General features: G+C 41.6%; 26 protein-coding genes. 21 read left to right on the plus strand and 5 right to left on the minus strand.

All coding sequences use genetic code 11. The annotated features are described in order from the left end of the window. Positions 1 to 170: 170 nt before the first annotated feature. From ADH49_RS05205 to ADH49_RS05225, 5 genes are all read right to left on the minus strand, one after another. Entirely contained in the window at positions 171 to 518 is a 348-nt protein-coding gene (locus ADH49_RS05205) for a thiol reductase thioredoxin (protein ID WP_048690455.1), read from the minus strand. 109 nt (positions 519 to 627) lie between these two features. Then, on the minus strand, positions 628 to 2,346 hold the full coding sequence (locus ADH49_RS05210) for a phospho-sugar mutase (RefSeq protein WP_048690456.1): 1,719 nt from the start codon (positions 2,344 to 2,346) through the stop codon (positions 628 to 630). 155 nt (positions 2,347 to 2,501) lie between these two features. Then, entirely contained in the window at positions 2,502 to 3,074 is a 573-nt protein-coding gene (locus ADH49_RS05215; protein WP_048690457.1) for an ECF transporter S component, read from the minus strand. After that, positions 3,071 to 3,610: a phosphopantothenoylcysteine decarboxylase gene (gene coaC / locus ADH49_RS05220; protein WP_048690459.1), complete on the minus strand. Its 540-nt coding sequence runs from the start codon at positions 3,608 to 3,610 to the stop codon at positions 3,071 to 3,073. The genes ADH49_RS05215 and coaC overlap by 4 nt, the downstream gene beginning before the upstream one ends. A 5-nt stretch (positions 3,611 to 3,615) precedes the next feature. Beyond that, positions 3,616 to 4,302, minus strand: a complete 687-nt coding sequence (locus ADH49_RS05225) for a phosphopantothenate--cysteine ligase (protein ID WP_048690465.1) — start codon at positions 4,300 to 4,302, stop codon at positions 3,616 to 3,618. 267 nt (positions 4,303 to 4,569) lie between these two features. On the opposite strand from ADH49_RS05225, the gene ADH49_RS05230 reads away from it, so the two are divergent. The 21 genes from ADH49_RS05230 (at position 4,570) to ADH49_RS05330 (ending at position 26,764) form a co-directional block, all read left to right on the plus strand. Next, positions 4,570 to 6,240: a formate--tetrahydrofolate ligase gene (locus ADH49_RS05230; protein ID WP_048690467.1), complete on the plus strand. Its 1,671-nt coding sequence runs from the start codon at positions 4,570 to 4,572 to the stop codon at positions 6,238 to 6,240. A gap of 80 nt (positions 6,241 to 6,320) precedes the next feature. Further along, positions 6,321 to 6,833, plus strand: a complete 513-nt coding sequence (locus ADH49_RS05235) for a GNAT family N-acetyltransferase (RefSeq protein ID WP_048690469.1) — start codon at positions 6,321 to 6,323, stop codon at positions 6,831 to 6,833. Positions 6,834 to 7,192: 359 nt separating this feature from the next. Further along, entirely contained in the window at positions 7,193 to 8,203 is a 1,011-nt protein-coding gene (locus ADH49_RS05240) for a DUF3137 domain-containing protein (protein WP_048690471.1), read from the plus strand. 2 nt (positions 8,204 to 8,205) lie between these two features. Then, a complete protein-coding gene (locus tag ADH49_RS05245; RefSeq protein ID WP_048690473.1) occupies positions 8,206 to 8,760 on the plus strand; it encodes a LemA family protein in 555 nt (184 codons plus the stop codon). A 158-nt stretch (positions 8,761 to 8,918) separates the two neighbouring features. Beyond that, positions 8,919 to 9,995, plus strand: a complete 1,077-nt coding sequence (locus ADH49_RS05250; RefSeq protein ID WP_048690475.1) for an aspartate-semialdehyde dehydrogenase — start codon at positions 8,919 to 8,921, stop codon at positions 9,993 to 9,995. Between the two features lie 88 nt (positions 9,996 to 10,083). Next, positions 10,084 to 11,019, plus strand: coding sequence for a 4-hydroxy-tetrahydrodipicolinate synthase (gene dapA / locus ADH49_RS05255; RefSeq protein WP_048690477.1), 936 nt, complete (start codon positions 10,084 to 10,086; stop codon positions 11,017 to 11,019). A 71-nt stretch (positions 11,020 to 11,090) separates the two neighbouring features. Next, positions 11,091 to 11,429 carry an ATP cone domain-containing protein gene (locus ADH49_RS05260; RefSeq protein WP_006597242.1) on the plus strand — a complete coding sequence of 113 codons (339 nt, stop codon included), beginning with the start codon at positions 11,091 to 11,093 and terminating at the stop codon, positions 11,427 to 11,429. Between the two features lie 114 nt (positions 11,430 to 11,543). Continuing rightward, positions 11,544 to 12,884, plus strand: coding sequence for an ATP-binding cassette domain-containing protein (locus ADH49_RS05265; protein ID WP_048690479.1), 1,341 nt, complete (start codon positions 11,544 to 11,546; stop codon positions 12,882 to 12,884). Then, positions 12,874 to 13,701, plus strand: a complete 828-nt coding sequence (locus ADH49_RS05270) for an ABC transporter permease (protein WP_048690481.1) — start codon at positions 12,874 to 12,876, stop codon at positions 13,699 to 13,701. Before ADH49_RS05265 ends, ADH49_RS05270 begins: the two co-directional genes overlap by 11 nt. A gap of 18 nt (positions 13,702 to 13,719) precedes the next feature. Further along, on the plus strand, positions 13,720 to 15,150 hold the full coding sequence (locus ADH49_RS05275; RefSeq protein WP_048690483.1) for a zinc-ribbon domain-containing protein: 1,431 nt from the start codon (positions 13,720 to 13,722) through the stop codon (positions 15,148 to 15,150). A 111-nt stretch (positions 15,151 to 15,261) separates the two neighbouring features. Next, positions 15,262 to 16,113 (plus strand): ribosome biogenesis GTPase YlqF, encoded by an 852-nt coding sequence (gene ylqF / locus ADH49_RS05280; protein ID WP_048690485.1) that lies wholly within the window; start codon positions 15,262 to 15,264, stop codon positions 16,111 to 16,113. Further along, positions 16,100 to 16,870, plus strand: coding sequence for a ribonuclease HII (locus ADH49_RS05285; protein WP_048690487.1), 771 nt, complete (start codon positions 16,100 to 16,102; stop codon positions 16,868 to 16,870). Before ylqF ends, ADH49_RS05285 begins: the two co-directional genes overlap by 14 nt. Positions 16,871 to 16,881: 11 nt before the next feature. Then, positions 16,882 to 17,808 (plus strand): ROK family protein, encoded by a 927-nt coding sequence (locus tag ADH49_RS05290; RefSeq protein ID WP_048690493.1) that lies wholly within the window; start codon positions 16,882 to 16,884, stop codon positions 17,806 to 17,808. A 76-nt stretch (positions 17,809 to 17,884) separates the two neighbouring features. After that, positions 17,885 to 18,727, plus strand: coding sequence for a DNA-processing protein DprA (gene dprA, locus ADH49_RS05295; protein WP_048690495.1), 843 nt, complete (start codon positions 17,885 to 17,887; stop codon positions 18,725 to 18,727). Positions 18,728 to 18,819: 92 nt separating this feature from the next. Beyond that, a complete protein-coding gene (gene topA, locus ADH49_RS05300; protein WP_048690497.1) occupies positions 18,820 to 20,907 on the plus strand; it encodes a type I DNA topoisomerase in 2,088 nt (695 codons plus the stop codon). A gap of 107 nt (positions 20,908 to 21,014) precedes the next feature. Continuing rightward, positions 21,015 to 21,692, plus strand: a complete 678-nt coding sequence (locus ADH49_RS05305) for a SatD family protein (protein WP_048690499.1) — start codon at positions 21,015 to 21,017, stop codon at positions 21,690 to 21,692. Beyond that, a complete protein-coding gene (locus ADH49_RS05310) occupies positions 21,676 to 22,380 on the plus strand; it encodes a DUF3307 domain-containing protein (RefSeq protein ID WP_048690501.1) in 705 nt (234 codons plus the stop codon). The genes ADH49_RS05305 and ADH49_RS05310 overlap by 17 nt, the downstream gene beginning before the upstream one ends. A gap of 159 nt (positions 22,381 to 22,539) precedes the next feature. Continuing rightward, a complete protein-coding gene (gene trmFO, locus ADH49_RS05315; RefSeq protein WP_048690503.1) occupies positions 22,540 to 23,874 on the plus strand; it encodes a methylenetetrahydrofolate--tRNA-(uracil(54)-C(5))-methyltransferase (FADH(2)-oxidizing) TrmFO in 1,335 nt (444 codons plus the stop codon). Between the two features lie 94 nt (positions 23,875 to 23,968). Continuing rightward, a complete protein-coding gene (locus ADH49_RS05320; protein WP_048690505.1) occupies positions 23,969 to 24,796 on the plus strand; it encodes an alpha/beta hydrolase in 828 nt (275 codons plus the stop codon). A 39-nt stretch (positions 24,797 to 24,835) separates the two neighbouring features. Beyond that, positions 24,836 to 25,576, plus strand: a complete 741-nt coding sequence (locus tag ADH49_RS05325; RefSeq protein ID WP_048690507.1) for an esterase family protein — start codon at positions 24,836 to 24,838, stop codon at positions 25,574 to 25,576. Positions 25,577 to 25,597: 21 nt separating this feature from the next. Further along, positions 25,598 to 26,764 carry an ATP-grasp domain-containing protein gene (locus ADH49_RS05330; protein WP_048690509.1) on the plus strand — a complete coding sequence of 389 codons (1,167 nt, stop codon included), beginning with the start codon at positions 25,598 to 25,600 and terminating at the stop codon, positions 26,762 to 26,764. Positions 26,765 to 26,894: the final 130 nt, after the last annotated feature.

Below are 26,894 nucleotides of genomic sequence, written 5' to 3' on the forward strand. Positions count from 1 at the left end.
AGAAATCGGTAATTCGTTAGAATTCGATTTCGTCGTCCCACCTCCGCACAGTTGAGTAGGGCTTTAAAAGCAGATGAAATCAGCGTAGTAGAGCCCACTCAACCACTGCGTCTTGCTCGACAATCCAAAAACAATTGAGAGGCTAGGACTTTTGTCCCAGCCTCAATTTTTTATAGATGAGCGAATGCTTTGATTTCTTCTTCTGACATGGATGAGTCGCAGCGAACGGTAACTTCACCAGCTTCGACATGTAAAAATCCTGGAACAGTTGGAATGCCATAGGTAGAGCGGAAGGCTTGCAAAGCATCCAGTTGATTTGGTTCTTCACTATTAATGAAGTAGATATGGGCTTTAGTTTCGGCTACTACAGTTGCTAATTTAGCAGCGAACTTACGGCAATATGGGCAAGTCTTGCGTCCAATAAAGAAGGTTGCTGTTTCTTTTTGGTCGATGGCTTCTTGCGCACGCGCAACAGTGGTTACTTCAAGATCTTTAATATCTTCTAAAAATTGTTCCATGAGATTACCTCGCTTTCTTATAAATCTAGTATGCCATAAAGGGCGAAAAAATGCTGTATTTTGATACGAAAAAAAGATGAGATTGGTTGATCTCATCTTTTGTGGTTGATTATTTTACAAAGGCATTGATTTCAGCTTCGATGTTAGCAATTTTAGCTTGAGAATCTTCGTTGCTTTCACCAACAACGGCAATGTAGAACTTGATTTTTGGTTCTGTACCTGAAGGGCGAACGGCAATCCAAGAACCATCCGCAAGTGTGTATTTCAATACATCACTTGGAGGAGTTGTCAAGGCTGTTACAGTGCCATCAGCAGCAGTAGATGTTTGTGCTTTAAAGTCTTCAGTGATTGAAACTGCTGTTGCATTGAATTCTTTTGGACCGTTTTCACGGAATTTTGCCATAATCGCCTTGATTTGCTCAGCACCGTCAACACCAGAAAGTGTAACAGAGATTGTCTTTTCAGCATAGTAGCCGTACTCTTTGTAGATTTCCTCGATACCGTCAGCAAGTGTCAAACCACGAGAGCGGTAGTAAGCAGCAAGCTCAGCAACGACAAGGACAGCTTGAATCGCATCTTTATCACGTACGAATGGTTTAATCAAGTAACCGAAGCTTTCTTCAAATCCCATCATGTAAGTGTGATTGTGTTTTTCTTCGAATTCTTGAATCTTTTCAGCAATAAATTTGAAACCAGTTAAGACGTTGAACATAGTTGCGCCGTAGCTTTCAGCAATCTTCGTTACCAAGTCAGTTGATACGATAGATTTGCATAGGGCTGCATTTTCTGGAAGGGTACCAGCATTTTTGTGGGCTTCCAAGATGTATTTAGCCATGATAGCACCGATTTGGTTCCCTGAAAGGTTAAGGTAGCTACCATCTTTTTGAAGGACTTCAACACCGACACGGTCAGCGTCAGGGTCTGTTGCAACAAGAACATCAGCACCAACTTGACGACCAAGTTCCTCAGCAAGTGCAAAGGCTGCTTGACTTTCTGGGTTTGGAGATTTAACCGTTGAAAAGTCTGGGTCTGGAGTTGCCTGAGCTTCCACGACTTGTACAGAGTCAAATCCTGCCTGCGCAAGAGCACGACGAGCCAACATTTCTCCAGTACCGTGAAGTGGAGTGTAGACAATCTTCATGTCTTTACCGAACTCTTCGATCAAGGCAGGGTTAATGTTAACATCTTTGACTTCTTTGAGGTATTCAGCATCAATAGCTTCACCAATGACTTCAATCAAACCAGATGCTTTTTCAGCTTCTACATCAGCAACTTCAACTGCAAATGGATTATCGATAGCACGGATGTAGGTTGTCAATGCGTCCGCGTCGTGTGGAGGCATTTGACCACCATCTTCACCGTAAACCTTGTATCCGTTAAACGGAGCAGGGTTGTGGCTAGCTGTAATCATGATCCCTGCAAAACAGTTGAGGTGTCGAACTGCAAATGAAAGCTCTGGAGTTGGACGGAGACTTTCAAAGACATAGGATTTAATACCGTGTTTAGCAAGAACGGCTGCTGATTCAAAAGCAAACTCTGGAGAGAAGTGACGGCTATCATAAGCGATTGCAACTCCACGTTCTTTTTCATTTCCACCTTTAGATTCGATCAAACGAGCCAAACCTTCAGTTGCTTGACGAACAACGTAGATGTTAATACGGTTAGTCCCAGCACCAATCAGTCCGCGCATACCAGCAGTACCGAATTCAAGGTTTGTGTAGAAGGCATCTTCCTTCGTTTTTTCATCCATGTTTTCCAAATCACGACGAAGGTAATCTGGTAGGTCAGCGAAATCAGCCCATTTTTGGAAGTTTTCTTGATAAGTCATAGTGCAACTCCTTATTTCTATAAATTAATCGCTTACATTATAGCATTTTTTTTCTGAAAAAACTAGATTCAATAGCAATTGTTTTCAAATTTATATGCTGAGTGTCCACAAAAAAATCACACCTTCATTTGAAAAGTGTGATAAACGAAAATGACTTATAATGAATTCTTAACTTTTGAGAGAGGTGGGATGATTGCTAGAGTCAGAATGACTGTCGCAAGGACCTCAATCAATGAGTTGGTGGTTAAAACAGCACCGAGGAAAGCTTGGATACCACCTGGATAATTTTTTGAAAAGAAGATGAAAATACCTGAAAGCACAAAGAAAGTGTTGGTGAAAGATCCAACCGCTGCAGCGATTGCCAGTCCGGATTTATTATGGATCAACTTGTACACAAAGTAGGGGGTGATCCCGATGAGGATACGGGGAACCAGTACGATGATCAGAGAGTAAAGGTTTCCTTTTTCAACAAAAGGACTGAATAAATAACTACTTGGTAGCTGAACGATGGTGTTGATGGTGAGGCTAAAGAGTCCCATCAAGAGTCCCAAGGTCCCACCAATACGAGGTCCATAAAGAATAGAGGCAATGACCACTGGAATATGGACGAAGGTCGGTGGAATTAGAAAGGGGAAGAATTGAAAGATCATGGTTGATGTAAAATGAATGGTCACCATGATAGCGAAGAAGATAGAAATTTGTGCAATGGATGAAGAAGATTTTCTCATTTAAGGGACTCCTGTATAGTAGTTAGAATGGTTTCGATGGAAGCTAAAGCGCCAGATCCCTGATCGCCACAAGCTAGTAAAGCTTCACGAGGTGGGATGATTTGGTAGCCGTAGCTTTTTAGAGTTTCAAGATTGTTTTGTGTAGCGGGGTGGTCCAACATCTTGGTATTCATAGCGGGTGCTAGGAATTTCTTCACCTCAGACGGGAGGGCCAAAGCAGTGCTTGTTACGATATTATCTGCAAAGCCGTGGGCTAATTTTGCAATGGTATTGGCACTTGCAGGAGCGACTAGAAAAAGATCAGCCTCTTTCCCCAAGTCAATATGTTGGATTTGTTTTGGATCGTCTTCTGTCATGACCTCTACCAGGACAGCTTGTTTGGAGAGGACCTGAAGTGTTAGAGGGGTAATAAAAGCTGTAGCTGCAGGAGTCATAAGAATCTTTACCTGGTGACCGAGCTTGGTCAATTGACTGGTGAGGTCTGCTGCCTTGTAGGCAGAAATGCTCCCAGTTACAGCCAGTAGTATATTCGCCATAGGTTTTATCCTTTGTTCCTAATGTGATGATAAATTTTTTGAGCAATATCCAATTTCGTTTCGGCTATTTGAGTAGCATCTTTCGTAACTAAGTAAGCTCGATGTTTTCCGTCTTGAATTTCGCTTAAGTCATTGGCAACAATCATTTCTGCCTGATTTTTTTCGAGACTTGCACGAGCAACGGCTAGGAGTTGATCCTGTGCTACACCAACCAGCAGTTTAAAGCCGATCAAGCGAATGTCTGGATTCCATGTTTTTACTAAGGAAATCAACTTAGGATTTTTCTTTAAAAAGAGAACTTGGTAATCTTCCTCTGAAGAAATTTTCGATTCCTGGTTGGTTTGATGAAGAAAATGCTCTAAATTGCTAGCTTCTTTGACAGCCTGGAAACCTGACATATAGACAGGGCTGTAGTCAGAGACAGCCATAGCATGGATGAGCACCTGGTGAGTTGGAGTTTCTTTTTCAAGGACTGTTTGAAGTTCAGCGACATCTTTGATAAATATCTTTCTTAAATGAGGATGTTCTTTAGGCTGAACCGCAGTTGGAGTTGTCACCAGAGTCACAGAAAAACCTGCCTCTAAAAAACGTTCGGAAATGATTTTTCCAAGTTGACCAGTGGAATGGTTGGTAATCGAACGAACCTGATCGATCTTTTCACTCGTCCCACCGGAAGTAATCAAAATATTCATAGGCTTATTTTACAAGAATTTTATATTTTAGTAAAGCCAAGAACACGGTTCTTACGATTGTTGATCAAGGGGATGCAAAGGCGGTAGACTAGACGATGAAGGGACTCATAGTTATTTCATATAGAGGGGTATAAGAAATTGGAATGAAGGCTGATAAGGTCCATTTTAAAGGCAAAAACCGAACGAATGGAAAAAGTTTGACATTTAAAATATATATCCTCGCAAAATTTCTGTATAATAGGATTATAAAATAGTGAGGAGATTCAGATGAAGACAGATATCGAGATTGCACAAAGTATTGAATTGAAACCAATCACAGATGTAGTAGAGAAATTGGGCATTCAATTTGATGACTTGGAACTCTATGGAAAGTACAAGGCAAAATTAACCTTTGACAAGATCCAAGCCGTTCAGAAGGAAGAACCAGGAAAACTCATCTTGGTAACAGCGATTAACCCGACTCCAGCTGGAGAAGGGAAGTCTACCATCACCATTGGTTTGGCAGATGCATTAAATAAAATTGGAAAACAAACCATGATTGCCATTCGCGAACCTTCTTTAGGTCCTGTTATGGGGATTAAAGGTGGTGCAGCTGGGGGAGGATATGCTCAAGTACTCCCAATGGAGGATATCAACCTTCATTTCACGGGTGACATGCATGCCATTACAACAGCAAATAATGCTCTTTCAGCATTGATTGATAATCATTTGCATCAAGGAAATGAGCTAGGCATTGACCAACGTCGGATTATCTGGAAACGGGTAGTGGACTTGAATGACCGTGCTTTGCGACACGTATCGGTTGGTCTCGGTGGACCGCTCAATGGGATTCCTCGTGAAGACGGGTTTGATATCACCGTTGCTTCTGAGATTATGGCCATCCTTTGCTTGGCGACAGATATTGAAGACTTGAAACGTCGTTTGGCTAATATTGTGATCGGTTACCGCTATGATCGTAGTCCAGTTTATGTCCGTGATTTGGAAGTGGAAGGGGCGCTTGCCTTGATTCTGAAAGATGCAATCAAGCCAAACTTGGTCCAAACCATCTATGGAACTCCAGCCTTTGTTCATGGTGGACCTTTTGCTAATATTGCCCATGGATGTAATTCTGTTTTAGCTACCTCAACCGCTCTTCGTTTAGCCGATTACGTAGTGACAGAAGCAGGTTTTGGCGCGGATTTGGGAGCTGAAAAATTCTTGGATATCAAAACACCAAATCTTCCTGTTAGTCCATCTGCAGTGGTGATTGTCGCAACGATTCGTGCTTTGAAGATGAATGGTGGAGTTGCCAAAGATGCTCTTTCTGAGGAAAACGTAGAAGCTGTTCGTTCAGGTTTTGCGAACTTGGAGCGCCACGTAGAAAATATGCGTAAATTCGGAGTTCCTGTAGTAGTGGCTATTAATGAATTTGTCACAGATACAGAAGCTGAAATTGCAGCTCTGAAAGAACTCTGTGCTTCTATTCAAGTTCCTGTTGAATTGGCGAGCGTTTGGGCTGATGGTGCTGATGGAGGATTGGCCCTAGCAGAAACAGTAGTGGAGACACTTGAAACAAGTCCAGCCAACTACACTCGTCTTTATGATAATGACCTTTCTGTTGAAGAAAAGATCACTAAGATTGCCCAAGAAATTTACCGGGCCGACAATGTTGTCTTTGAGAAGAAAGCCAAAACTCAGATTGCTCAGATCGTGAAAAATGGCTGGGACAAGTTGCCAGTTTGTATGGCTAAGACCCAATATAGTTTCTCAGATGATCCAAGTCTCCTCGGGGCGCCGTCTGGTTTTGACATTACCATTCGCGAATTGGTACCTAAGACTGGTGCAGGCTTCATTGTTGCTTTGACAGGTGAAGTGATGACTATGCCTGGATTACCAAAACGTCCTGCAGCTTTGAACATGGATGTAGCAGAAGATGGTACTGCTTTAGGATTGTTCTAATAAACATATATAGAGGTTGGCGGACAACCTCTATTTTTGTGCTTTTGGGGTATAATAGAGAGATAGAAAGCGAGAAGACCATGCTGAAGGTAAGACCAGTCACACTTGAAGATACTCCTGAACTTGTCATGATTTATGCCCCTTATGTTGAGAAAACAGCCATCACTTTTGAATACCAGGTTCCGACGATTGAGGAATTTGAAGGGCGTATCGAAAAGATCCTTCAACGTTTTCCCTATTTAGTAGCTGAAGTAGACGGTCAAGTCCTTGCTTATGCCTATGCCTCAACCTATTATGATCGATCAGCATATGATTGGGCGGTGGAAGTATCTGTCTATGTAGATCAGGATTATCGTGGGCAAGGACTGGGTTCTCGTTTGTATGAGGCATTAGAGCTCGAGTTAGAGGCGCGTGGTTATTTACGTTTCTTAGCTTGCATTGCCCTGCCAAATCCAGCTAGTATCGCCCTCCATGAGAAACGAGGCTATGTGAAAGTTGCTCATTTTCCTAAAATTGGTTATAAATTTGACCAATGGCATGATATTGTCTGGATGCAAAAGACTATCGAAGGGCCTGTGAAGCCCCTAATGTAAAAAATAGAAGGAGCTTAGCTTTGCTCAATTTCTTTTAAGTTATTTAAAAGGAAGTCTAGAACGAGCCTCTTGACAGCTTGTGGACGTTCATGGTACACTAAGTCTATGCGATGAGTCGATTGGCTCTTAGGAGCCTTTTGCGCTGAGGAGGTCTACATTCAATTGTAACGCAGGAGCGGACCTTGAACAGTTGTGTGAACCGGCTGTTCTCATCGAAAGATGCCTCGATCCCTTACCGTTTGGTAGGGGATTTTTTTTGTAAAAATTCATTGTAAGCAAATACATAAATTTGTTTGCCTCTTATGACTACCGGTGATATAATGATGTAAATAAATGGATTCATTTGTGTTTGAAAGGAGATGGTTATAGTGTATGATCAAAACAGTCCAAACAACAAGTGGTCACAAGAAACGTTTCAACGGATCAGTGAACTGGAAAAATTAGAACAATATCAGGCTAAGTTGCTCATTATGAAGGAACAAATGAAGAATAATATTCATTGGAGAAACGCCACTATTCTTGGTGGTATTCTAGCTTTTCTCTCCTTCCAACCTGTTAGATGGCGAGCAGCGATTGTTATCATTCTTCTTGTAGTGGTGTTTTATTATTTACCAGCATACAAAAAACGAAAAGCCTTATTCGGAGATCAGGTTCGATCCAATGAAGAGATTTATATTACAGATTTTCTTTGTCCCATCCTGAAAGAAGTTTTTCCTCAAGCGGAGCTAACTCTGACAGCTGACTACCCAATGAATGTCCTGCAGGTCATTAGTCCGAGATCGACTAAGTTTGATCTCTTTCATCAATTGTCTTTCCATGATGAAAAGAATCTCGTAGTAGCCAATCTCTATGCTTATCATATTGAGACGCGAACAAAGAGAGACTCTAGTGGGGAAACTCATACGGTCAGAGAAGAAGTTGAAGATTTTGCTGGTCAGATTTTTTCTTTAAAAGCTCCTATCTCATTTCCAGGGCACTTGAGAGTTGTTCCAACCAAGAAATCTTTGTTTTTAAAAAGAGAACTAAAAGGTGCCTATCCGGGTGCTGGACCTAATGAAGTCCAAATTGAAACAGAAGATATCCAAAACAATGAAAATTACAATATCTATTGTACAGATGAACTGGCTGCTCGAAAATTCTTAAAACCCAAGATCCTAGAATGGTTTGATCAGCAAATTTCTCAAAATGCTATGTGTGTTTATTTAGTACAAGATACACTCTATATTTCCTTATATACTAACCGCTACCTTTTCCCAACACCGAATAGAAAAGATGCAATCGAAAGTCTTTCTATTGCTGCAGAGTATCAAAAACTCTGTAGGGAGATTGATCTCATTGATGAATTAACCAATATATTTAAAGGAGAATAACTATGTTAGGATTATTTATTGCCATTGTCGTTTTTGCTCTTGTCATTGTTATGTGGTTTATCGGTGAAAGCAATCGCTTGAATCGTTATCAGGTCATGATTGAAGAAGCAAAGAGAACGGTTGATATAATTCTTGTCAAACGCTACGATACCATTTCTGAAATGTTGAAGGTGGCTAAGGCCTATGCCAAACATGAAGAGAAAGTCTTTACCGAATTAGTAGCCCTTCGTCAAGGTGCGTCAATCCAAGAATCTAACCAAGTCATTGCCAATCAAAACGATGTTTTGGCACAAATCCGAGCAGTAGGTGAGAATTATCCAGATCTCTTATCTTCTAACCAATTCTTGGCCTTGCAAAAAGAAATTGCAGATGAAAATGAAGATTTGGCAGCTTCTAAACGCATTGTTAATAGTAATATTAGCCAAATCAACCAAGCCATAGTAACCTTCCCAACTTCACTAGTGGCGGGTATCAAAGGGATGCAACAGGTGCCATTTTTATTGGAAGACACACAAGGAAAGAAGGATTTGAATGATTTGGATTATGAAATCCATTAATTTTCAATAAAAGCTATTCGATATCTAGAAACTATCCCGGTCTTAGATCGGGATTATTTTGTTTTTATAAGTGCAAAATACACTTTTCATTTGTAGGGAAAAATAGTATAATAGATGAAATTCACAAATTTTTAGAAAATTCCGAAAGAGGTTTTATTATGGGATATACAGTTGCTGTTGTTGGTGCTACAGGTGCCGTTGGTGCTCAAATGATCAAAATGTTGGAAGAATCAACACTTCCAATCGATAAGATTCGTTACCTTGCGTCTGCACGTTCTGCAGGGAAAGTCTTGCAATTCAAAGGGCAAGACGTTACCATTGAAGAAACAACTGAAAATGCTTTTGAAGGGGTTGATATCGCTCTTTTCTCAGCTGGTGGTTCAACTTCAGCAAAATACGCACCATATGCTGTTAAAGCTGGTGCGGTCGTAGTAGATAACACTTCTTACTTCCGTCAAAATCCAGATGTACCATTGGTTGTTCCTGAAGTAAACGCTCATGCTCTTGATGCCCATAACGGGATCATCGCCTGCCCTAACTGTTCAACGATTCAAATGATGGTAGCTCTTGAACCAGTTCGTCAAAAATGGGGCTTGGACCGTATCATCGTTTCAACTTATCAAGCTGTTTCAGGTGCTGGTATGGGAGCCATTCTGGAAACTCAACGTGAATTGCGTGAAGTATTGAATGATGGAGTGGATCCACGTGATTTACATGCGGAAATCTTGCCATCAGGTGGCGATAAGAAACATTACCCAATTGCCTTCAACGCCCTTCCTCAAATCGACGTCTTCACCGATAATGACTATACATATGAAGAAATGAAGATGACGAACGAAACTAAGAAAATCATGGAAGACGATAGCATCGCTGTCTCAGCAACCTGTGTACGTATTCCAGTCTTGTCAGCTCACTCAGAGTCTGTCTACATTGAAACCAAAGAAGTAGCACCAATTGAAGAAGTGAAAGCTGCTATTTCTGCCTTTCCAGGTGCAGTGCTGGAAGATGATGTGGCTCATCAAGTATACCCACAAGCTATCAATGCGGTTGGTTCTCGTGACACCTTTGTTGGTCGTATCCGCAAAGACTTGGATGCTGAAAAAGGTATTCATATGTGGGTGGTTTCTGATAACCTTCTTAAAGGAGCTGCTTGGAACTCAGTTCAAATTGCAGAAACCCTTCATGAACGTGGACTCGTGCGCCCAACAGCTGAGTTGAAGTTTGAGTTGAAATAATTCATTAACTAAATAAAGTGTATAGGGGACAGCTATCAACTTTTGGTGCTGTCCCTCTTCCCTATGGTTGTCTCAAAAAGGAGTATGTATGTCTTATCAAGGTTTAAAAAATTGTAGAATGATCACTGCCTTTATCACTCCCTTCCATGAAGATGGTTCGATAAACTTTGAGGCCATTCCTCCACTCATCGAACATCTCTTGGCTCATCATACAGATGGGATTCTTTTAGCTGGTACCACAGCGGAAAGTCCAACTCTAACGCACGATGAAGAATTAGAACTTTTTGCAGCGGTCCAAAAGGTAGTCAACGGACGGGTTCCTTTGATTGCTGGTGTCGGGACCAATGAAACTCGCGACTCGATTGAGTTTGTAAAAGAAGTGGACCAATTTGGTGGTTTTGCTGCCGGATTAGCGATTGTCCCTTATTACAACAAACCTTCTCAAGAAGGTATGTACCAGCATTTTAAGGCTATTGCAGACGCTTCTAACTTGCCAATCATAATCTATAATATTCCTGGGCGCGTGGTGGTCGAAATGACACCAGAAACCATGCTTCGTTTGGCAGAACATCCAAATATCATCGGGGTAAAAGAGTGTACAACCCTTGCCAATATGGCTTACCTAATCGAGCACAAGCCAGAGGAGTTCCTCATTTATACGGGAGAGGATGGAGATGCATTCCATGCCATGAACCTTGGGGCAGATGGTGTGATTTCAGTAGCTTCCCATACCAATGGGGATGAAATGCACGAAATGTTCCTAGCCATTGAAAATAATGATATTAAAAAAGCGGCGGCCATTCAGCGCCAATTTATCCCGAAAGTCAATGCTCTCTTCTCTTATCCAAGCCCAGCTCCTGTTAAAGCAGTCTTGAACTATATGGGCTTTGAAGCTGGTCCGACTCGTTTGCCATTAGTGCCAGCTCCTGCTGAGGAAGCGAAGCGCATCATCAAGGTTGTAGTGGATGGGGATTACCACGCGACCAAAGAAATCATTACGGGAGTTCTTCGTCCGGATTATTGATGTTTTAGATTCTTGACAAATCCCCTATTTATTTAGATAATAGAAGTATATTGATGATCAAGGAGAATAAGATGGAAGTCATTAAACGTAGTGGTGAAGTTGTAGAATTTGATCCAGATAAAATCTATCAAGCTGTTTTGAAGGCAGCACAAACAGTCTATGTCTTGACCGATGATCTTCGCCAAAACTTGGCGCAAGTGACTAAAAAAGTTGTGATGGATTTGGAAGAAGCGAAAGTGGAACGTGCCACAATCAGTATGATCCAATCAATGGTTGAGCACCGTTTACTTGGTGCTGGTTATATTACCATTGCAGAACACTATATTTCTTATCGTTTGCAACGCGATTTGGAAAGAAGTGGTTATGGAGATCACATCGCTGTTCACTTGCACTTTGAACAAATTCGCTAAGCTAAACCACTAGTTAGTAAATCACTCGTGGAGTAAATACCATAGAGTCTAACCACCCTTCATAGGGTGGTTTTGACTGTCTAGCAATTTATTTTTCTTGAAAGGGCTATATTTATGCAGAATCCAACCATCTTTACCTACCTTAATAGGGATTTCTCTGCTATTCCACTTTTTGATGGCTTAAGCGTTGATGGTATATCTCAAGGGAGTCAGGCAGATTTGCATCTGGCTGATGATTATCAGTCTCCTTCTATTGCTGTCTTCCGTTTTCTTGATGATCATTGGTTTCTTGATTGTTTGTCTGGGATGATTGAGGTGGATGGTGTGATCTATCAGAAAAATCAACGTGCTCTATTAAATCATCGTTCCATTATCCACCTTTGTGATGCTGACGGCCATGTTTTTCGCTCAAAATTCATCATTGTAGAAATGCAATCCCTAGAATGGAAGACCATTGAAAAAGATGCATTTCCGGTGGATTTGTCCTCGCTTGCTAGGATTGATTGTGTAGTTTTATCAAATCAGTTGGTTGTCAGACTAGGAAATCAGATCATTTACCAAGATCTTCAGTCAGCAGCTGCAGAACCATCTGTTTCAACTAGAGAGTGCCAGGACTTTTCTCATTCATCACTGACGATTGCTATTCAAGATGTAACAGTCGGAAATCTTTTAAACCGTAAAACCATTCTTAAGGACATTCAGGTAGAATTTAAACCTAAGGAGATGATACTTATTCTGGGTGGTTCTGGTGCTGGGAAATCAACCTTTATGGAAGCAGTGACAGGACTTGTTTATTCAAATACCAGTGCTTATTTTAATGGAGTGGATTTATTAAGTGATGGGGAGAAACAAGGGGTGATCACCCTCGCTCCTCAATCTCCGGATGAGCATTACCGAATGGAAGATACGGTCTATAAGAATTTAGAAGATGCAGCCAAACTCTATGGCCCATCTGAATTAGCAGAAAATCCTGAACTTCGAAAAGAAGAAGTCCTATCAGTTCTGAAAAAGTTGGATTTAGAATCGGTAAAAGGATCTAAGTGTTCTTCTCTTTCAGGTGGCCAGAAGAAAAAACTTACAATAGCAATGGAATACATCACACGCCCTGAGATTCTCTTTATGGATGAGCCGGATTCCGGTGTTGATGGGAGCATGGTCATGGAGGTCATGACCACACTGAGAGAGATTACGGATGAAGGAAAAATCTTATGTGTTATCACTCATACACCCGATCGTATTCGTCATCTCTTTGACAAGGTCATGGTGGTTGGAAAGAGTTCGGAAGGATGCGGAAGACTTTGTTACTTTGGATCTGTTGACAATGCGCTAAAAGTCTTTGCGGCTAATAGCTTAGAAGACATCGTCCATAAAATTTCAGGAGCTGAAAATGCAGCTCTTGTTGACCGATATGTGCTATGGTTTGAAAATGAAAGGAGAGGTGTCCATGCTGGATAAGAAGCAAGTCTCGATTTATTTTAGTAAATTCCTTCGACTCCTCATCAACAAAAAATCCCTATTTTTTGTATCAGAAGCGATTCTCCTTCCTTTCATCATTTCGATCGCTTTTAATGCTAATGAAGTTTTTAATAAATACCACATTACCAGAACTTCTTCGATCATGTTTATTTCTGCAGCTCTCTGGATTGGTCTCTTTAACTCAGTGACCAGTATTTGTAATGAGAGAAAAGTCATCAAGTTTGAGTACCAAATTAAAGGCTTGTCCTTACCTTCTTATGTAGCGGCACGTGTATTGACAGAGTTGGTTCTTTGTTTAGCCGAAGCTGTCTTAATGATAGGAACCATTGTTATACTTTATCCACATGCTCAAGGAAATGGAAGTCAGATAGTTCTTTTTGGGGTTACTTTGTTCTTGGTGATTTTTACTTCCGATATGTTGTCCTTATTGATTTCGGCATTTGTCAAAAAATCGTCCCAAGCGATGACAGCCATGCCGCTAGTATTGATGGTTCAACTGCTGTTTTCAAATTTTCTCCAATCTTTGGATGAAAAAATACCATTTTTAGTGTGGATCTCACATGCAACGATTACGAGATGGGGAACAACGGCCTTCTTTCGGATTGCAAACATGAACAATTTGGTCCCGTCTCAAGGTCATACTGACTGGCAAGTTTATCAAAAAGATGGGGTAGGAACCTATGCTTATGATTTACTTGCGATTCTTGGAAATTGGGGAGTCTTGATTGCTTTTTCAGCTCTATTTATGGTCGCAACTTCCCTAGTATTGACTTCTGTCCGTAAGGACGCTCGATAAAAAATAAGGAGATGATTTATGAAAAACTGTACCAATTGCCAGGCACCCATCAATGCTGGTGATGCCTTTTGTTCTAAATGTGGTGCTAAAGTTCAAGTAGCTGCCAAAGCTGAACCAAAAGCTGTTGCTTTTCAACCAAAGACAGTTCAATTAGGGCCAAGTCCAACTCAAGCCCCAGAACCTAAAAAACCAAAAAGAAACATTAGAGGAATTTTAGCAGGGATTTTTGTCCTTCTTGCTGTCATTGCTGTTTCAAGTTATTTCCTATTGAACCGTGGAAGCAGTGACACCATTAATTTAGAGGATTATGTAAAGCTGGAAATCAAAGGGAATGATGGTGAAGGATTTATTGTTGAGAAGTCAGTTAGTTTAAATAAGGAAAATTTAGACCGGGATATCAAGAAGAAACTTAAAGCGGATCACTCCAAAACGGAGAGTTCAAATTACAATATTGATCAGTTAGTTTCAAAAGTAGAATTTAGCGTTTATAAAGGGGATGAGCTGATAGATGTAAAAGAGCGAAAGAACCTAAACAACCACGATAAAATTACGGTTAAATTACTTTACGATAAAAGTGATCTTGAAAACATGATACCTGGCCTTCACTTTACTGGTACATCTGTAACTCAGGAGGCAGATCTAATCCCGCTTGTAGGTGTTGACCCCTTTAAGGGTTTTTATCCAAAAATCAAGGGCATTTCTCCAAATGGAACTTTATCAAAACCTTCTCAATTTGAAGGAAAAGATGTAGAAATTGTTGCAAAGGCAACCGCTAAATATGGTTTCCCATTTGATTATTATCTGAATGGAAAAGAAGTTTCAAGTAATGATCCCATTGCAGTTGGAGATGAAATTGAAATTCGTCTCAATGAAAGTGGTAAAAATGCGTTGAAAGAAAACGGTCAAACTGTTGAGAAAGGAAAAGACAGTATAAAATACAAGGTCACTTTGGCTGATTTTGAGGAAGGGGCTTATGTGACTTCCTTGTCAAAAGTGGATGAGGATACACAAGAAGCCATCTCTAAGAATGTAGAGGATGCAGCAAAGGCTTATGTGGCTGATCGCAATTACAAAGTCCTTCCAAAATTTGAAGGGATGGCTTTTGCGACAATAAAAGATGGAGTTGACTGGGGAGGTACATTTGATTCCAAAATCCCACAGCTAATCTATGTATACTCTATTACCAATACCTCCTATGGTAAAACAAAAACAAGTTATATTGTAATTTCGAAAATTACAGTTATTGAACAGGTTGAAAATCATGGGAAAGACAATGCTCATGAAAATCCTGGAAAAACTATTCAGACTTTTGAAAAAGATTCTAAGAAGTATGATTTTCAAAACTTTTCTGATCAGAATGATTTGAAGAACTCCTTTACTAGAAATATAGATACTTTTACCTATACAATGGACGATCAATTGAAATCGTTGATTAATTGGACGGAATAGAAAAAAATGAAGTTACCTAGGTAGCTTCATTTTTTGTATTCTCATTTGACGCTGAGAATTCAATAAAACATGTTATAATAGAAAAGACTGAACTGGAAAGGAATGGAGAACATGGCAACTATTCAATGGTTTCCTGGACACATGTCCAAAGCCAGAAGACAAGTACAAGAAAATATTAAATTTGTGGATTTTGTGACAATTTTGGTGGACGCTCGTTTGCCTCTATCAAGTCAAAATCCTATGTTAACAAAAATTGTTGGTGACAAGCCTAAGTTGATGATTCTGAACAAGGTAGACTTGGCCGATCCTGTCGCTACAAAAGAATGGCAGGAGTATTTTGAGTCGCAAGGAATCAAAACCTTGGCTATCAACTCCAAAGAGCAATCTACGGTTAAGAAGGTTACAGATGCTGCCAAGTCTTTGATGGCCGATAAAATTGCTCGCCAGAAAGAACGGGGGATTCAAATCGAAACCCTTCGGACCATGATTATTGGGATTCCCAACGCTGGTAAATCAACGCTGATGAACCGCCTAGCAGGGAAAAAGATTGCGGTTGTTGGAAATAAACCAGGAGTGACCAAGGGGCAACAGTGGTTGAAAACCAATAAGGACCTCGAAATCTTGGATACCCCAGGGATTCTTTGGCCAAAATTTGAAGATGAAGATGTAGCTCTAAAATTAGCTTTAACGGGTGCCATTAAGGACCAGTTATTGCCAATGGATGAGGTGACTATTTTTGGTCTTGAGTATTTTAAATCCCATTACCCAAAAGAGTTACAAGAACGCTATAAACAAATGGATTTGGAGCAGGAAGCGCCAGAAATCATTATGGAGATGACTCAACGCTTAGGCTTCCGAGATGATTACGATCGCTTTTACAGCTTGTTCGTCAAGGATGTACGTGATGGTCGTTTGGGTCACTATACCCTTGATCGTGTAGGTGAAGTGGATGCCAACGATTAAAGAAATCAAAGAGTGTTTGGCAACGATTAATAGGCTGGATCATCCCTTATTTGAAGAGTTGATCCTTGATGGTCGAGCGGGCGTTCAAGCGGCTATCAGCAAACGAAAACGCGAACTCCAAAAACAAGTGGACGAAGACTTGCGTTTAGAAAAAATGCTAGCCTATGAGAAAGAACTCTATGCTCGAGGGATTCATCTTATTGCAGGTGTGGATGAAGTAGGGAGAGGCCCTTTGGCAGGTCCTGTCGTCGCAGCAGCCGTTATTCTGCCGGAAAATTGTAAGATTCCAGGTTTAAACGATAGTAAGAAAATTCCAAAATCGAAGCACTATGCTATTTATCAAGCGGTTTTAGACCAGGCTCTCTCTGTCGGGATTGGGATAAAAGATAATCAGGTCATTGATCAGGTTAATATTTATGAAGCAACCAAATTAGCCATGCTAGAGGCTATTCAAGAATTGGACCCTCGACCTCAACACCTCTTGATTGATGCTATGAAATTGGATCTCCCTATTTCTCAGACATCCATCATCAAAGGAGATGCTAATTCTCTATCTATCGCAGCGGCTTCTATTGTGGCGAAGGTGACACGAGATCAGATGATGGCAGCCTATGACCAACAATATCCAGGTTATGATTTTGCTCAAAATGCGGGGTACGGGACAAGCAATCATCTTGAGGGCTTGGAAAAACATGGGGTCACCCCTATCCATCGCCGAAGCTTCGAACCCATTAAGTCCATGACGGATCTTGACTAGGAGGGAAGGAAATGCTCTTAGCCTTTGACATTGGCGGAACCTTTATTAAATATGCCTTAGTGAATGAAGCCTATCAGGTAAGTGATTCTTCCAAAGTTCCAACACCAGCTACTATTGAGGAATTCTGGGAAGCTCTTGAGCGCGTGATTTGCTTGTTCCAGAATCGAATCACTGGGATCGCCATCTCTTGTCCGGGTGAAATCAATAGTCGACTGGGATTTGTCTTCAAAGGTGGCCTCATTCCTTATTTAAGGAATATTCCTTTAGCTTCTCGTTTAAATAAGACTTTTCAAGTCCCTGTGACCGTCCTCAACGATGGGGATGCTGCAGGCTTGGAAGAAGCACGAATTGGAAACCTCCAGGATTGTGATTGTGGCGCAACCTTTGTGTTAGGAACTGGGGTAGGCTTAGCCTTGACTTCCAACGGTTCCTTAATTTCCACCTGGAATCTCAAGGATTATCTTCGTTGGCCAAGCTTAGGGGAGAAGCAAGTGACTCCTGAACAAAAGCAATATCAGACCGAGATTTTGAGACATGGGATTTCCAGTTTGGTTCAAAATTTAGGCTCTGCAGTCAATTTTGTGGCTAATTCTAGTCGGCTCATAGAATTGCCTGAAGAAGATGGAGTTCAAGTTTTTGAAGTCCTTGAAGCTGGTTATCATGAGGAATTGCAAGACTTATTTGCTTCTTATTGTCGGGAAATTGCGATTCTAATCTATAACCTTCAGTCTTTGGTTCGGCTTGAAAAAGTGACGATTGGTGGGGGAATTAGTAGTCAACCCCTTCTTTTAGAAGAGATTAACCATCAGTATAAAAGCCTGATGGAGGAAAGTGGGGAGCAACGATTTTCTTTAGTGGAGATTCAAGCAGCTCGTTACCACAACTCAAGTAATCTTTTGGGGGCAGTTTGTCATTTTAATATCTTAGAAAATCATTAAAAAGTTCTATTTTTAGAGCTTTTTTTGTTTTCTTTTACGAATATTATAAATAGATAGTAGAAATTGAGGTTTAAAAATGAACAAATATGAACTTTATAAATTAAAGGTTGCTGGCCTGTCAAATCTACAGGTTTTTAACATTGTCAATTACTGGGAAATGAATGGGGAGTGGCCCTCTTTAGAATTAATGGCAAAAATTGCAGGTTGTCGCAATCAAACACTATTTATGGAACGGTATATCCGGATTGATGACAAGGTCTTGAGAGAAGAGTTTAAGGAGTTTGATTCGATTTCCATTATGGATCCGGAATATCCTGAAGAACTTCTCTGGATGCATAACCCACCTGTTTTGTTGTTTTATGAAGGAAATATTGACCTCCTCAAGCATCCTAAGATTGCGGTTGTAGGGAGTCGATCCTGTAGCCGTACAGGGATTCAATCTGTCGAGAAAATCATTAACGAGTTAAATAATGAATTGATTGTGGTGAGTGGATTAGCCAAGGGAATTGATGCTGCGGCCCATTATGCTGCTATTCGAAATGGAGGAAAGACAATTGGAGTGATTGGGACTGGCTTAGATGTCTTCTATCCTAGATCCAATAAACAATTGCAGAAGTACATGAGTGGGAACCATTTAGTGTTAACAGAATACGGTCCAGGCCAAGGTCCGCAAAAACATCATTTTCCAGAACGTAATCGGATTATTGCTGGGCTTTCTAGAGCAGTGATTGTGGCGGAAGCGCGGATGCGGTCTGGAAGTCTGATCACCTGTGAGCGTGCTATGGAAGAAGGGCGAGATGTCTTTGCTATTCCTGGGTCGATCTTGGATGGACGTTCAGATGGCTGTCACCACCTCATTCAAGAAGGTGCAAAGCTGGTCACCAGTGGAAAAGATGTCCTAGATGAGTTTGAATTTTAAAATGAGTTTTCCTATAGGAGAACTTCACGGTTGACATCCCGAAAAAAATAGTTTACACTCTATGAGGTTTATTACAAAATAGAGGTAAAAAAGTGGCTACTAAAACAAAAAAGAAAACCACAACAACTAAAAAGAATTTAGTCATCGTGGAGTCTCCTGCGAAAGCGAAGACGATTGAAAAGTATCTTGGTAGAAATTATAAGGTCATGGCCAGCGTGGGTCATATTCGTGACTTGAAAAAATCTACCATGTCTATTGATTTTGAGAACAATTACGAACCAGAGTACATCAATATTCGCGGAAAAGGTCCTTTGATTAATGATTTGAAAAAAGAGGCTAAAAAAGCCAAACAAGTCTTTCTCGCAAGTGACCCGGACCGTGAAGGAGAAGCTATTTCTTGGCATTTGGCGCATATTCTTCATTTGGATAAGGAAGATAAGAACCGCGTCGTTTTCAATGAAATTACCAAGGATGCGGTAAAAAATGCCTTTCAAGAACCTCGTAAGATTGATATGGATCTGGTAGATGCTCAACAAGCTCGCCGTGTCTTGGACCGGATTGTTGGGTACTCCATCTCACCAATTCTATGGAAAAAGGTGAAGAAGGGACTTTCGGCTGGTCGGGTGCAATCCGTTGCGCTTAAATTGATTATTGACCGGGAAGAGGAAATCAATGCCTTCCAACCAGAAGAATATTGGACAATTGATGGAACCTTTAAAAAGGGGACTAAGCAATTCCAAGCCAATTTCTATGGAATGAATGGCAAGAAGATAAAACTTCAAAACCAGGAGGATGTAAAAGCTGTACTTTCGCATCTCGATAGGAAAGAGTATATCGTTGAAAAGGTTGAGAAGAAAGAGCGCAAACGCAATGCTCCGCTTCCTTACACAACTTCTTCCATGCAGATGGACGCAGCCAATAAGATTAACTTCCGTACACGTAAGACCATGATGGTGGCCCAGCAATTGTACGAAGGAATCAATATTGGATCTGGTGTTCAAGGTTTGATCACTTATATGCGTACGGATTCGACTCGGATTAGTCCAGTCGCTCAAAATGAAGCAGCTAGCTTTATCGTTGATCGATTTGGAGATAAGTATTCTAAGCATGGTAGCCGGGTTAAGAATGCTTCTGGCGCACAAGATGCCCACGAAGCCATTCGTCCTTCTAGCGTCTACAATACGCCTGAGAAAATCGCCAAGTACCTAGACAAGGACCAGCTCAAGCTCTACACCTTGATCTGGAATCGTTTTGTGGCTAGTCAGATGACGGCAGCTGTTTTTGATACCATGAATGTCCGTTTGGGGCAAAATGGGGTTCAATATACAGCAAATGGAAGTCAGGTGAAATTTGACGGCTATTTGGCGATCTATAATGATTCGGACAAAAATAAGATGCTACCGGACATGGAAGAAGGGGACACCGTCACTCAGGTCAACAGCAAACCTGAACAGCACTTTACCCAACCACCAGCCCGTTATTCTGAAGCGACCTTGATTAAGACTTTAGAAGAAAACGGTGTTGGTCGTCCTTCAACCTATGCACCGACCATTGAGACTATTCAAAAACGCTATTACGTGAAGCTTGTAGCAAAACGCTTCGAGCCAACCGAATTAGGGGAAATCGTCAATAAACTGATCGTTGAATTCTTCCCAGATATCGTCAATGTTACCTTTACCGCAGAGATGGAAGGGAAGCTAGATGATGTCGAACTCGGAAAAGAACAGTGGCAAAAGGTCATTGATTCCTTCTACCAACCATTTAAAAAAGAAGTAGCCAAAGCTGAAGAGGAAATGGAGAAAATCCAAATCAAGGATGAGGCTGCTGGATTTGACTGTGAGGTTTGTGGAAGTCCGATGGTTATCAAGTTGGGTCGATTCGGTAAATTCTTCGCTTGTAGCAATTTCCCTGATTGCCGTCATACGCAAGCCATCGTCAAGGAGATTGGTGTGGAATGTCCAGACTGTCACCAAGGCCAAATCATCGAGCGTAAAACCAAGCGGAACCGTCTCTTCTATGGCTGCAATCGCTATCCAGACTGCGAATTCACCTCTTGGGATAAGCCAATTGGCCGTGACTGTCCGAAATGTGGTCACTACCTAGTTGAGAAAAAAGTTCGTGGTGGTGGTAAGCAAGTCGTATGTAGCAACGGCGACTACGAAGAAGAAAAAGTGAAATAAGATTTTAGAATGATTCTATGTCTATTATAACGGCAATTTTAACAAATGTCTGTTATAATAGACATTTTTGTTTTTTTTCGTTATAATAGACACAAGGAGGTGGGCTTATGTATCTTGCTTTAATTGCAGATGTCATTGATTCCAAAATGGTTCAAGAGCGTTTTGACCTGCAAAAACAGTTAGAAAAAACGCTTCAAACAATGAATGAACTATTTGGAGAATTCATAGCATCCAATTTTACCTTGACCCTTGGTGATGAGTTTCAGGGGCTCTTAAAGGTGGATGCTCCGGTTTTTCAAATCATCGATACCCTGCGTTCTGAACTAACCCCGACTCAACTTCGTTTCGGGATTGGTCTCGGGGAGATTGTAACGGATATTGATCCCTTACAAAGTATCGGTGCGGATGGGCCAGCCTATTGGAATGCACGCGCCGCCATCAATCTGGTCCATCAGAAAAATGACTACGGCAATACCCAGATCTATTTTTCAAGTGGGAAGGAAAAGCAAGACTTTTTTGTGAATGCCCTCATCGCTTCCGGGGAAGCCATTCGTTCAGGTTGGCGTGGCAGTCAGGAAGAAATCCTGCTAGATCTTCTTAAGAGATGTGTATATAGTGAGAATTTTAGCCAGCAGGATTTGGCCCAATCGCTAGCCATCAACCCGAGTGCTCTCTCTAAACGGCTGAAAAGTAGTAGTATCCGTGTTTACTTACGGGGGCGAGCAGCAGCACTAGCGAGTATTCAAAGTTTAGCGAAAGGAGAGGCTTATGACAGGATTATCTAGTATCGTAACAAATCCATACTTGCTTCTCTTGTTAAGTTGTCATTTGTTGTCGGATTATTATTTTCAAAGTCAAAAGATGGCGGACCACAAGGATCATGATAAGAAGGTGCTTGGCCTTCACATTCTGTATGTAGCTCTGCCTCTATTCGTCGTTTCCCTCTGCCATCTGGATTTGTGGTGGATTTGCTTGGCCATTTTGCTGACTCATGCAGGGATTGATTACGGAAAACCTTTGGTGCAGAAGCAATTGAATTTAACAGCAGCATGGACTTTTGCATTGGATCAAGTCTTGCATGTCGCTATCATTAGTTTCCTAGTTCTTTGGGGAGCTAAAAATGGCACGACTTATTTGCCTAGTGACAGTTTAAAGCTAATCTTTTATGTCTTCCTAGTGGGAAAACCGACCAATATCGTCTTTAAAATTCTCTTTTCCAAGTATCAGCCGACGATGGAGGAGAAAATGGATACCATCACTGGGGCTGGCTCTATGATTGGCTTCTTAGAGCGGTTGATTATCGGTGCCTGTCTCGTCTACGGCCAATTTGCTTCTATCGGCCTGGTCTTTACAGCAAAGTCCATCGCCCGCTACAATAAAATTTCGGAGAATCCAGCCTTCGCAGAGTATTATTTAATCGGGTCCTTATTCAGTATCCTATCAGCCCTCTTTGCTGCTTGGTTGTGTCTATAAGAAAACAAATAACAGACTTAGGTCTAAGACAGGAAGGAAAACCCTCCCTGTCTTTTTACTTGGCTTTCTGGTATAATGGACCAAGTAGAAAATTAGAAAGATTTGTGGGTGTCTAACAGCTTAGTGGGGTGTTTGGATACCCAAAGAGGTATTAGTGTCATGTCTCAATCTTATATCAATGTTATCGGTGCAGGCCTTGCTGGCTCGGAAGCAGCTTATCAGATTGCCCAACAGGGTATTCCGGTCAAGCTTTACGAAATGCGGGGAGTCAAATCTACTCCACAACACAAAACAGACAACTTTGCTGAGTTAGTCTGTTCCAACTCTCTCCGAGGGGATTCTCTAACCAATGCTGTCGGGCTCCTCAAAGAAGAAATGCGACGTTTAGGTTCTGTTATCCTTGAAGCTGCAGAAGCGACTCGTGTGCCGGCTGGTGGAGCATTGGCAGTGGACCGAGAAGGCTTTGCTAGTCGGGTAACGGAGAAGGTATCTCAACACCCGCTCATCGAAGTGATTCGCGATGAAATTACAGAATTGCCGACAGACGCGATCACAGTGGTCGCAACGGGTCCTCTAACCAGTGATGCCTTGGCGGAAAAGATCCACGCGCTCAATGGTGGCGATGGCTTCTATTTCTACGATGCAGCAGCTCCTATTATCGATGTCAATACCGTCGATATGAATAAGGTTTACCTCAAGTCTCGTTATGACAAAGGAGAAGCGGCTTATCTCAACTGTCCCATGACCAAACAAGAGTTTATGGACTTCCATGAGGCTTTGGTGAATGCGGAAGAAGCCCCGCTCAACTCTTTTGAAAAAGAAAAGTATTTCGAAGGTTGTATGCCAATTGAAGTCATGGCCAAACGAGGCATCAAAACCATGCTCTATGGTCCTATGAAACCAGTTGGTCTCGAGTATCCAGATGACTACAAAGGACCTCGTGATGGGGAGTTTAAGACCCCTTATGCGGTAGTCCAATTGCGCCAAGACAATGCAGCTGCTAGCCTCTACAATATCGTTGGCTTCCAAACTCACCTTAAATGGGGTGAGCAAAAACGAGTCTTTCAAATGATTCCTGGTTTGGAAAATGCGGAATTTGTGAGATACGGCGTCATGCACCGTAATTCCTACATGGACTCTCCAAATCTGCTTGAACAGACTTACCGTTCTAAGAAGCAAGCCAACCTCTTCTTTGCGGGTCAAATGACAGGAGTAGAGGGCTATGTCGAGTCAGCGGCTTCAGGTTTGGTGGCTGGGATCAATGCGGCACGTCTTTTTAAAGGAGAAGAAGCAGCGATTTTCCCAGAAACAACGGCCATCGGAAGTCTCGCTCACTATATTACCCATGCCGACAGCAAGCATTTCCAACCCATGAATGTCAACTTTGGAATTATCAAGGAACTGGAAGGCCCACGCATTCGAGATAAGAAGGAACGGTATGAGAAAATTGCCGAACGTTCCTTGCAAGATTTGGCAACATTTATTGGAAAATAAAGTCAATCAATGAAAAAGTTTGGAGAAATCCAGACTTTTTCTTATAAAAATGGTATAATAAGTAAAAATTTAGAATATAGAGAGTTTTCTGACAATGAATAAATCCTACTTTTATTTAGAGATGAAGACACACGAGTTGAAAGTGCCTTATACCGGAAAACTCCGTCGTGTGCGAGTCTTATTACCTAAGAATTATGAAGCAGATACAGATCGAAGCTACCCTGTGGTTTATTTTCACGATGGTCAAAACGTTTTGTATAGCAAGGAGGCCTATGCGGGTCATTCCTGGAAAGTCATTCCAGCCATTAAGCGAAATCCTGACATTAGTCGCATGATTGTCGTTGCCATTGATAACGATGGTTTGCAACGGATGAACGAATACTCTGCCTGGAAGTACAAGGAGTCCAATATCCCTGGTATGCAATTTGGAGGCAAGGGTGTCGAGTATGGGGAGTTTGTCATGGAGGTCGTCAAACCCTTTATCGATCAAGAATATCGAACCCTTGCTGATAGAGAACATACAGCTATGATTGGATCTTCGCTTGGTGGGAATATCACTCAATTCTTGGGCCTAGAGTACCAAGACCAAATTGGTTGTCTAGGAGTCTTCTCCTCTGCTAACTGGTTGCACCAAGAGGCCTTTGACCGCTATATCGAGAGGAAGAAGCTTTATGCAGATCAACGGATCTACATCTATGTGGGGACTGAAGAAGCTGATGATACGGATAAAACGCTGATGGCGGGAAATATCAAGCAAGCCTATATCGACTCATCCCTTCGTTACTATCACGATGCCATTCAACAAGGAGTGGCTTTGGAAAATATTGCTATTCGGATACAATCTGGGGCTATTCACCACGAAGAAGCCTGGGCTGAGAATCTTCCAGAATGCCTTCGTTTTTTGGCAGAAAAATGGGATTAATAGTCTGTAAATAAAGAAATATAGAGAAAGAGGGAACTTATGAATATTGAACATTTAAGCCATTGGAGTGGCCAACTTAACCGCGAAATGTATCTAAACCGCTATGGACATGCAGGGATTCCTGTAGTGGTCTTTGCTTCATCAGGTGGGAGCCATAACGAGTACTATGACTTTGGTATGATTGATGCTTGTGCTCAGTTTATCGAAGAAGGTCGGGTTCAATTCTTCACCCTTTCGAGTGTCGATAGTGAAAGCTGGCTTTGTGATTGGAAAAACCCTCATGATCGAGCAGAGATGCACCGTGCTTACGAGCGCTATGTGATTGAAGAAGCCATTCCTTTCATCAAGCACAAAACAGGCTGGTTTGATCCGATGATGACGACTGGTTGTTCTATGGGAGCCTATCACGCCCTTAATTTCTTCTTGCAACATCCAGATGTCTTCAACAAGGTGATTGCCTTGAGTGGTGTCTATGATGCTCGTTTCTTTGTTGGTGAGTTTGGTGGTGACGAAGCGATTTATCAAAACTCGCCATCTGATTATATTTGGCATCAAAATGACGGCTGGTTTATTGACCGTTACCGTCAGGCGGAAATTGTCATTTGTACCGGTCTTGGAGCTTGGGAACAAGATGGCCTACCATCTTTCTACAAACTAAAAGAAGCCTTTGACCACAAAAATATTCCTGCATGGTTTGCTGAGTGGGGCCATGACGTCGCTCACGATTGGGACTGGTGGCGCAAGCAAATGCCTTATTTCTTAGGTCAGATGTATTTATAAGCTAAAAAGGAGGAGACCTCTATGAATTATCTTGTTATTTCACCTTATTATCCGCAAAACTTTCAACAATTTACCATCGAGCTGGCTAACAAAGGCATTACTGTCTTAGGGATTGGTCAGGAGCCTTATGAACAGTTAGACGAGCCATTGCGCAATAGTTTAACAGAGTATTTCCGAGTTGATAACATGGAAAACTGGGACGAAGTGAAGCGAGCAGTAGCCTTTCTTTTCTACAAACACGGGCCAATCGATCGCATCGAATCCCACAATGAATACTGGTTGGAATTGGATGCAGCGCTTCGTGAACAATTCAATGTCTTCGGTGCCAAACCAAAAGATTTGAAGAAAACCAAGTTTAAATCAGAAATGAAAAAACTCTTCAAGAAAGCTGGAGTCCCAGTCGTTCCGGGTGCAGTGGTCAAAGCCGAAAAAGACATTGACAAGGCTGTGAAGAAGATTGGGTTGCCATTAATCGCCAAGCCTGACAATGGGGTAGGAGCAGCAGCAACCTTCAAGCTTGAAAATGCAGAAGATGTAGACCATTTCAAGGCAGAATGGGATGGCCATACCGAGTACTTCTTTGAGAAATTCGTCACTTCTAGTGAGATTTGTACCTTTGATGGTCTGGTCGATCGCGATGGCAACATTGTCTTCTCAACGACTTTTGACTATGCTTATACGCCACTTGACTTGATGCTCTACAAGATGGACAATTCTTATTATGTCCTAAAAGAGATAGATCCAAAATTGCGTCAATACGGGGAAGCGATTGTTAAAGCTTTTGGCATGAAGGAGCGTTTCTTCCACATTGAGTTCTTCCGAGATGGGGATGACTATATTGCGATCGAGTACAATAATCGTCCTGCAGGTGGCTTTACAATTGATGTCTACAACTATGCTCACTCGATTGATTTGTACCGTGGTTATGCAGCCATCGTAGCCGGAGAACCATTCCCAGCTTCTGAATTTGAACCCCTATATTGCTTGGCGACTTCACGCCGTGCCAATGCAGCTTATGTCCTTTCTGAGGATGAAGTTTTAGCTAAATACCATGACCAATTCCGCGTGAAGAAAGATATGCCTGCTGCCTTTGCCGAGCTTCAAGGTGACTACCTTTACATGTTAACAACGCCAAGTCGTGAAGAGTTAGAACAAATGATTCATGACTTTGGCCAACGCCATCAATAAAATGATTGAGAGTGGGACAGAAATCGGTAATTCGTTAGAATTCGATTTCGTCGTCCCACCTCCGCAAAGTTGAGTAGGGCTGTAAAAGCTGATGAAATCAGCGTAGTAGAGCCCACTCAACCACTGCGTC

The sequence above is a fragment of the Streptococcus sp. 400_SSPC genome (assembly GCF_001072745.1).
In the GTDB taxonomy this organism is placed as follows: domain Bacteria; phylum Bacillota; class Bacilli; order Lactobacillales; family Streptococcaceae; genus Streptococcus; species Streptococcus xiaochunlingii.

Bases quoted from the DNA above. Each gene is read 5' to 3' on its own strand.
- ADH49_RS05205 (WP_048690455.1), bottom strand. From the start codon at position 518: ATGGAACAATTTTTAGAAGATATTAAAGATCTTGAAGTAACCACTGTT.
- ADH49_RS05210 (WP_048690456.1), bottom strand. From the start codon at position 2,346: ATGACTTATCAAGAAAACTTCCAAAAATGGGCTGATTTCGCTGACCTA.
- ADH49_RS05215 (WP_048690457.1), bottom strand. From the start codon at position 3,074: ATGAGAAAATCTTCTTCATCCATTGCACAAATTTCTATCTTCTTCGCT.
- coaC (WP_048690459.1), bottom strand. From the start codon at position 3,610: ATGGCGAATATACTACTGGCTGTAACTGGGAGCATTTCTGCCTACAAG.
- ADH49_RS05225 (WP_048690465.1), bottom strand. From the start codon at position 4,302: ATGAATATTTTGATTACTTCCGGTGGGACGAGTGAAAAGATCGATCAG.
- ADH49_RS05230 (WP_048690467.1), top strand. From the start codon at position 4,570: ATGAAGACAGATATCGAGATTGCACAAAGTATTGAATTGAAACCAATC.
- ADH49_RS05235 (WP_048690469.1), top strand. From the start codon at position 6,321: ATGCTGAAGGTAAGACCAGTCACACTTGAAGATACTCCTGAACTTGTC.
- ADH49_RS05240 (WP_048690471.1), top strand. From the start codon at position 7,193: ATGGTTATAGTGTATGATCAAAACAGTCCAAACAACAAGTGGTCACAA.
- ADH49_RS05245 (WP_048690473.1), top strand. From the start codon at position 8,206: ATGTTAGGATTATTTATTGCCATTGTCGTTTTTGCTCTTGTCATTGTT.
- ADH49_RS05250 (WP_048690475.1), top strand. From the start codon at position 8,919: ATGGGATATACAGTTGCTGTTGTTGGTGCTACAGGTGCCGTTGGTGCT.
- dapA (WP_048690477.1), top strand. From the start codon at position 10,084: ATGTCTTATCAAGGTTTAAAAAATTGTAGAATGATCACTGCCTTTATC.
- ADH49_RS05260 (WP_006597242.1), top strand. From the start codon at position 11,091: ATGGAAGTCATTAAACGTAGTGGTGAAGTTGTAGAATTTGATCCAGAT.
- ADH49_RS05265 (WP_048690479.1), top strand. From the start codon at position 11,544: ATGCAGAATCCAACCATCTTTACCTACCTTAATAGGGATTTCTCTGCT.
- ADH49_RS05270 (WP_048690481.1), top strand. From the start codon at position 12,874: ATGCTGGATAAGAAGCAAGTCTCGATTTATTTTAGTAAATTCCTTCGA.
- ADH49_RS05275 (WP_048690483.1), top strand. From the start codon at position 13,720: ATGAAAAACTGTACCAATTGCCAGGCACCCATCAATGCTGGTGATGCC.
- ylqF (WP_048690485.1), top strand. From the start codon at position 15,262: ATGGCAACTATTCAATGGTTTCCTGGACACATGTCCAAAGCCAGAAGA.
- ADH49_RS05285 (WP_048690487.1), top strand. From the start codon at position 16,100: ATGCCAACGATTAAAGAAATCAAAGAGTGTTTGGCAACGATTAATAGG.
- ADH49_RS05290 (WP_048690493.1), top strand. From the start codon at position 16,882: ATGCTCTTAGCCTTTGACATTGGCGGAACCTTTATTAAATATGCCTTA.
- dprA (WP_048690495.1), top strand. From the start codon at position 17,885: ATGAACAAATATGAACTTTATAAATTAAAGGTTGCTGGCCTGTCAAAT.
- ADH49_RS05305 (WP_048690499.1), top strand. From the start codon at position 21,015: ATGTATCTTGCTTTAATTGCAGATGTCATTGATTCCAAAATGGTTCAA.
- ADH49_RS05310 (WP_048690501.1), top strand. From the start codon at position 21,676: ATGACAGGATTATCTAGTATCGTAACAAATCCATACTTGCTTCTCTTG.
- trmFO (WP_048690503.1), top strand. From the start codon at position 22,540: ATGTCTCAATCTTATATCAATGTTATCGGTGCAGGCCTTGCTGGCTCG.
- ADH49_RS05320 (WP_048690505.1), top strand. From the start codon at position 23,969: ATGAATAAATCCTACTTTTATTTAGAGATGAAGACACACGAGTTGAAA.
- ADH49_RS05325 (WP_048690507.1), top strand. From the start codon at position 24,836: ATGAATATTGAACATTTAAGCCATTGGAGTGGCCAACTTAACCGCGAA.
- ADH49_RS05330 (WP_048690509.1), top strand. From the start codon at position 25,598: ATGAATTATCTTGTTATTTCACCTTATTATCCGCAAAACTTTCAACAA.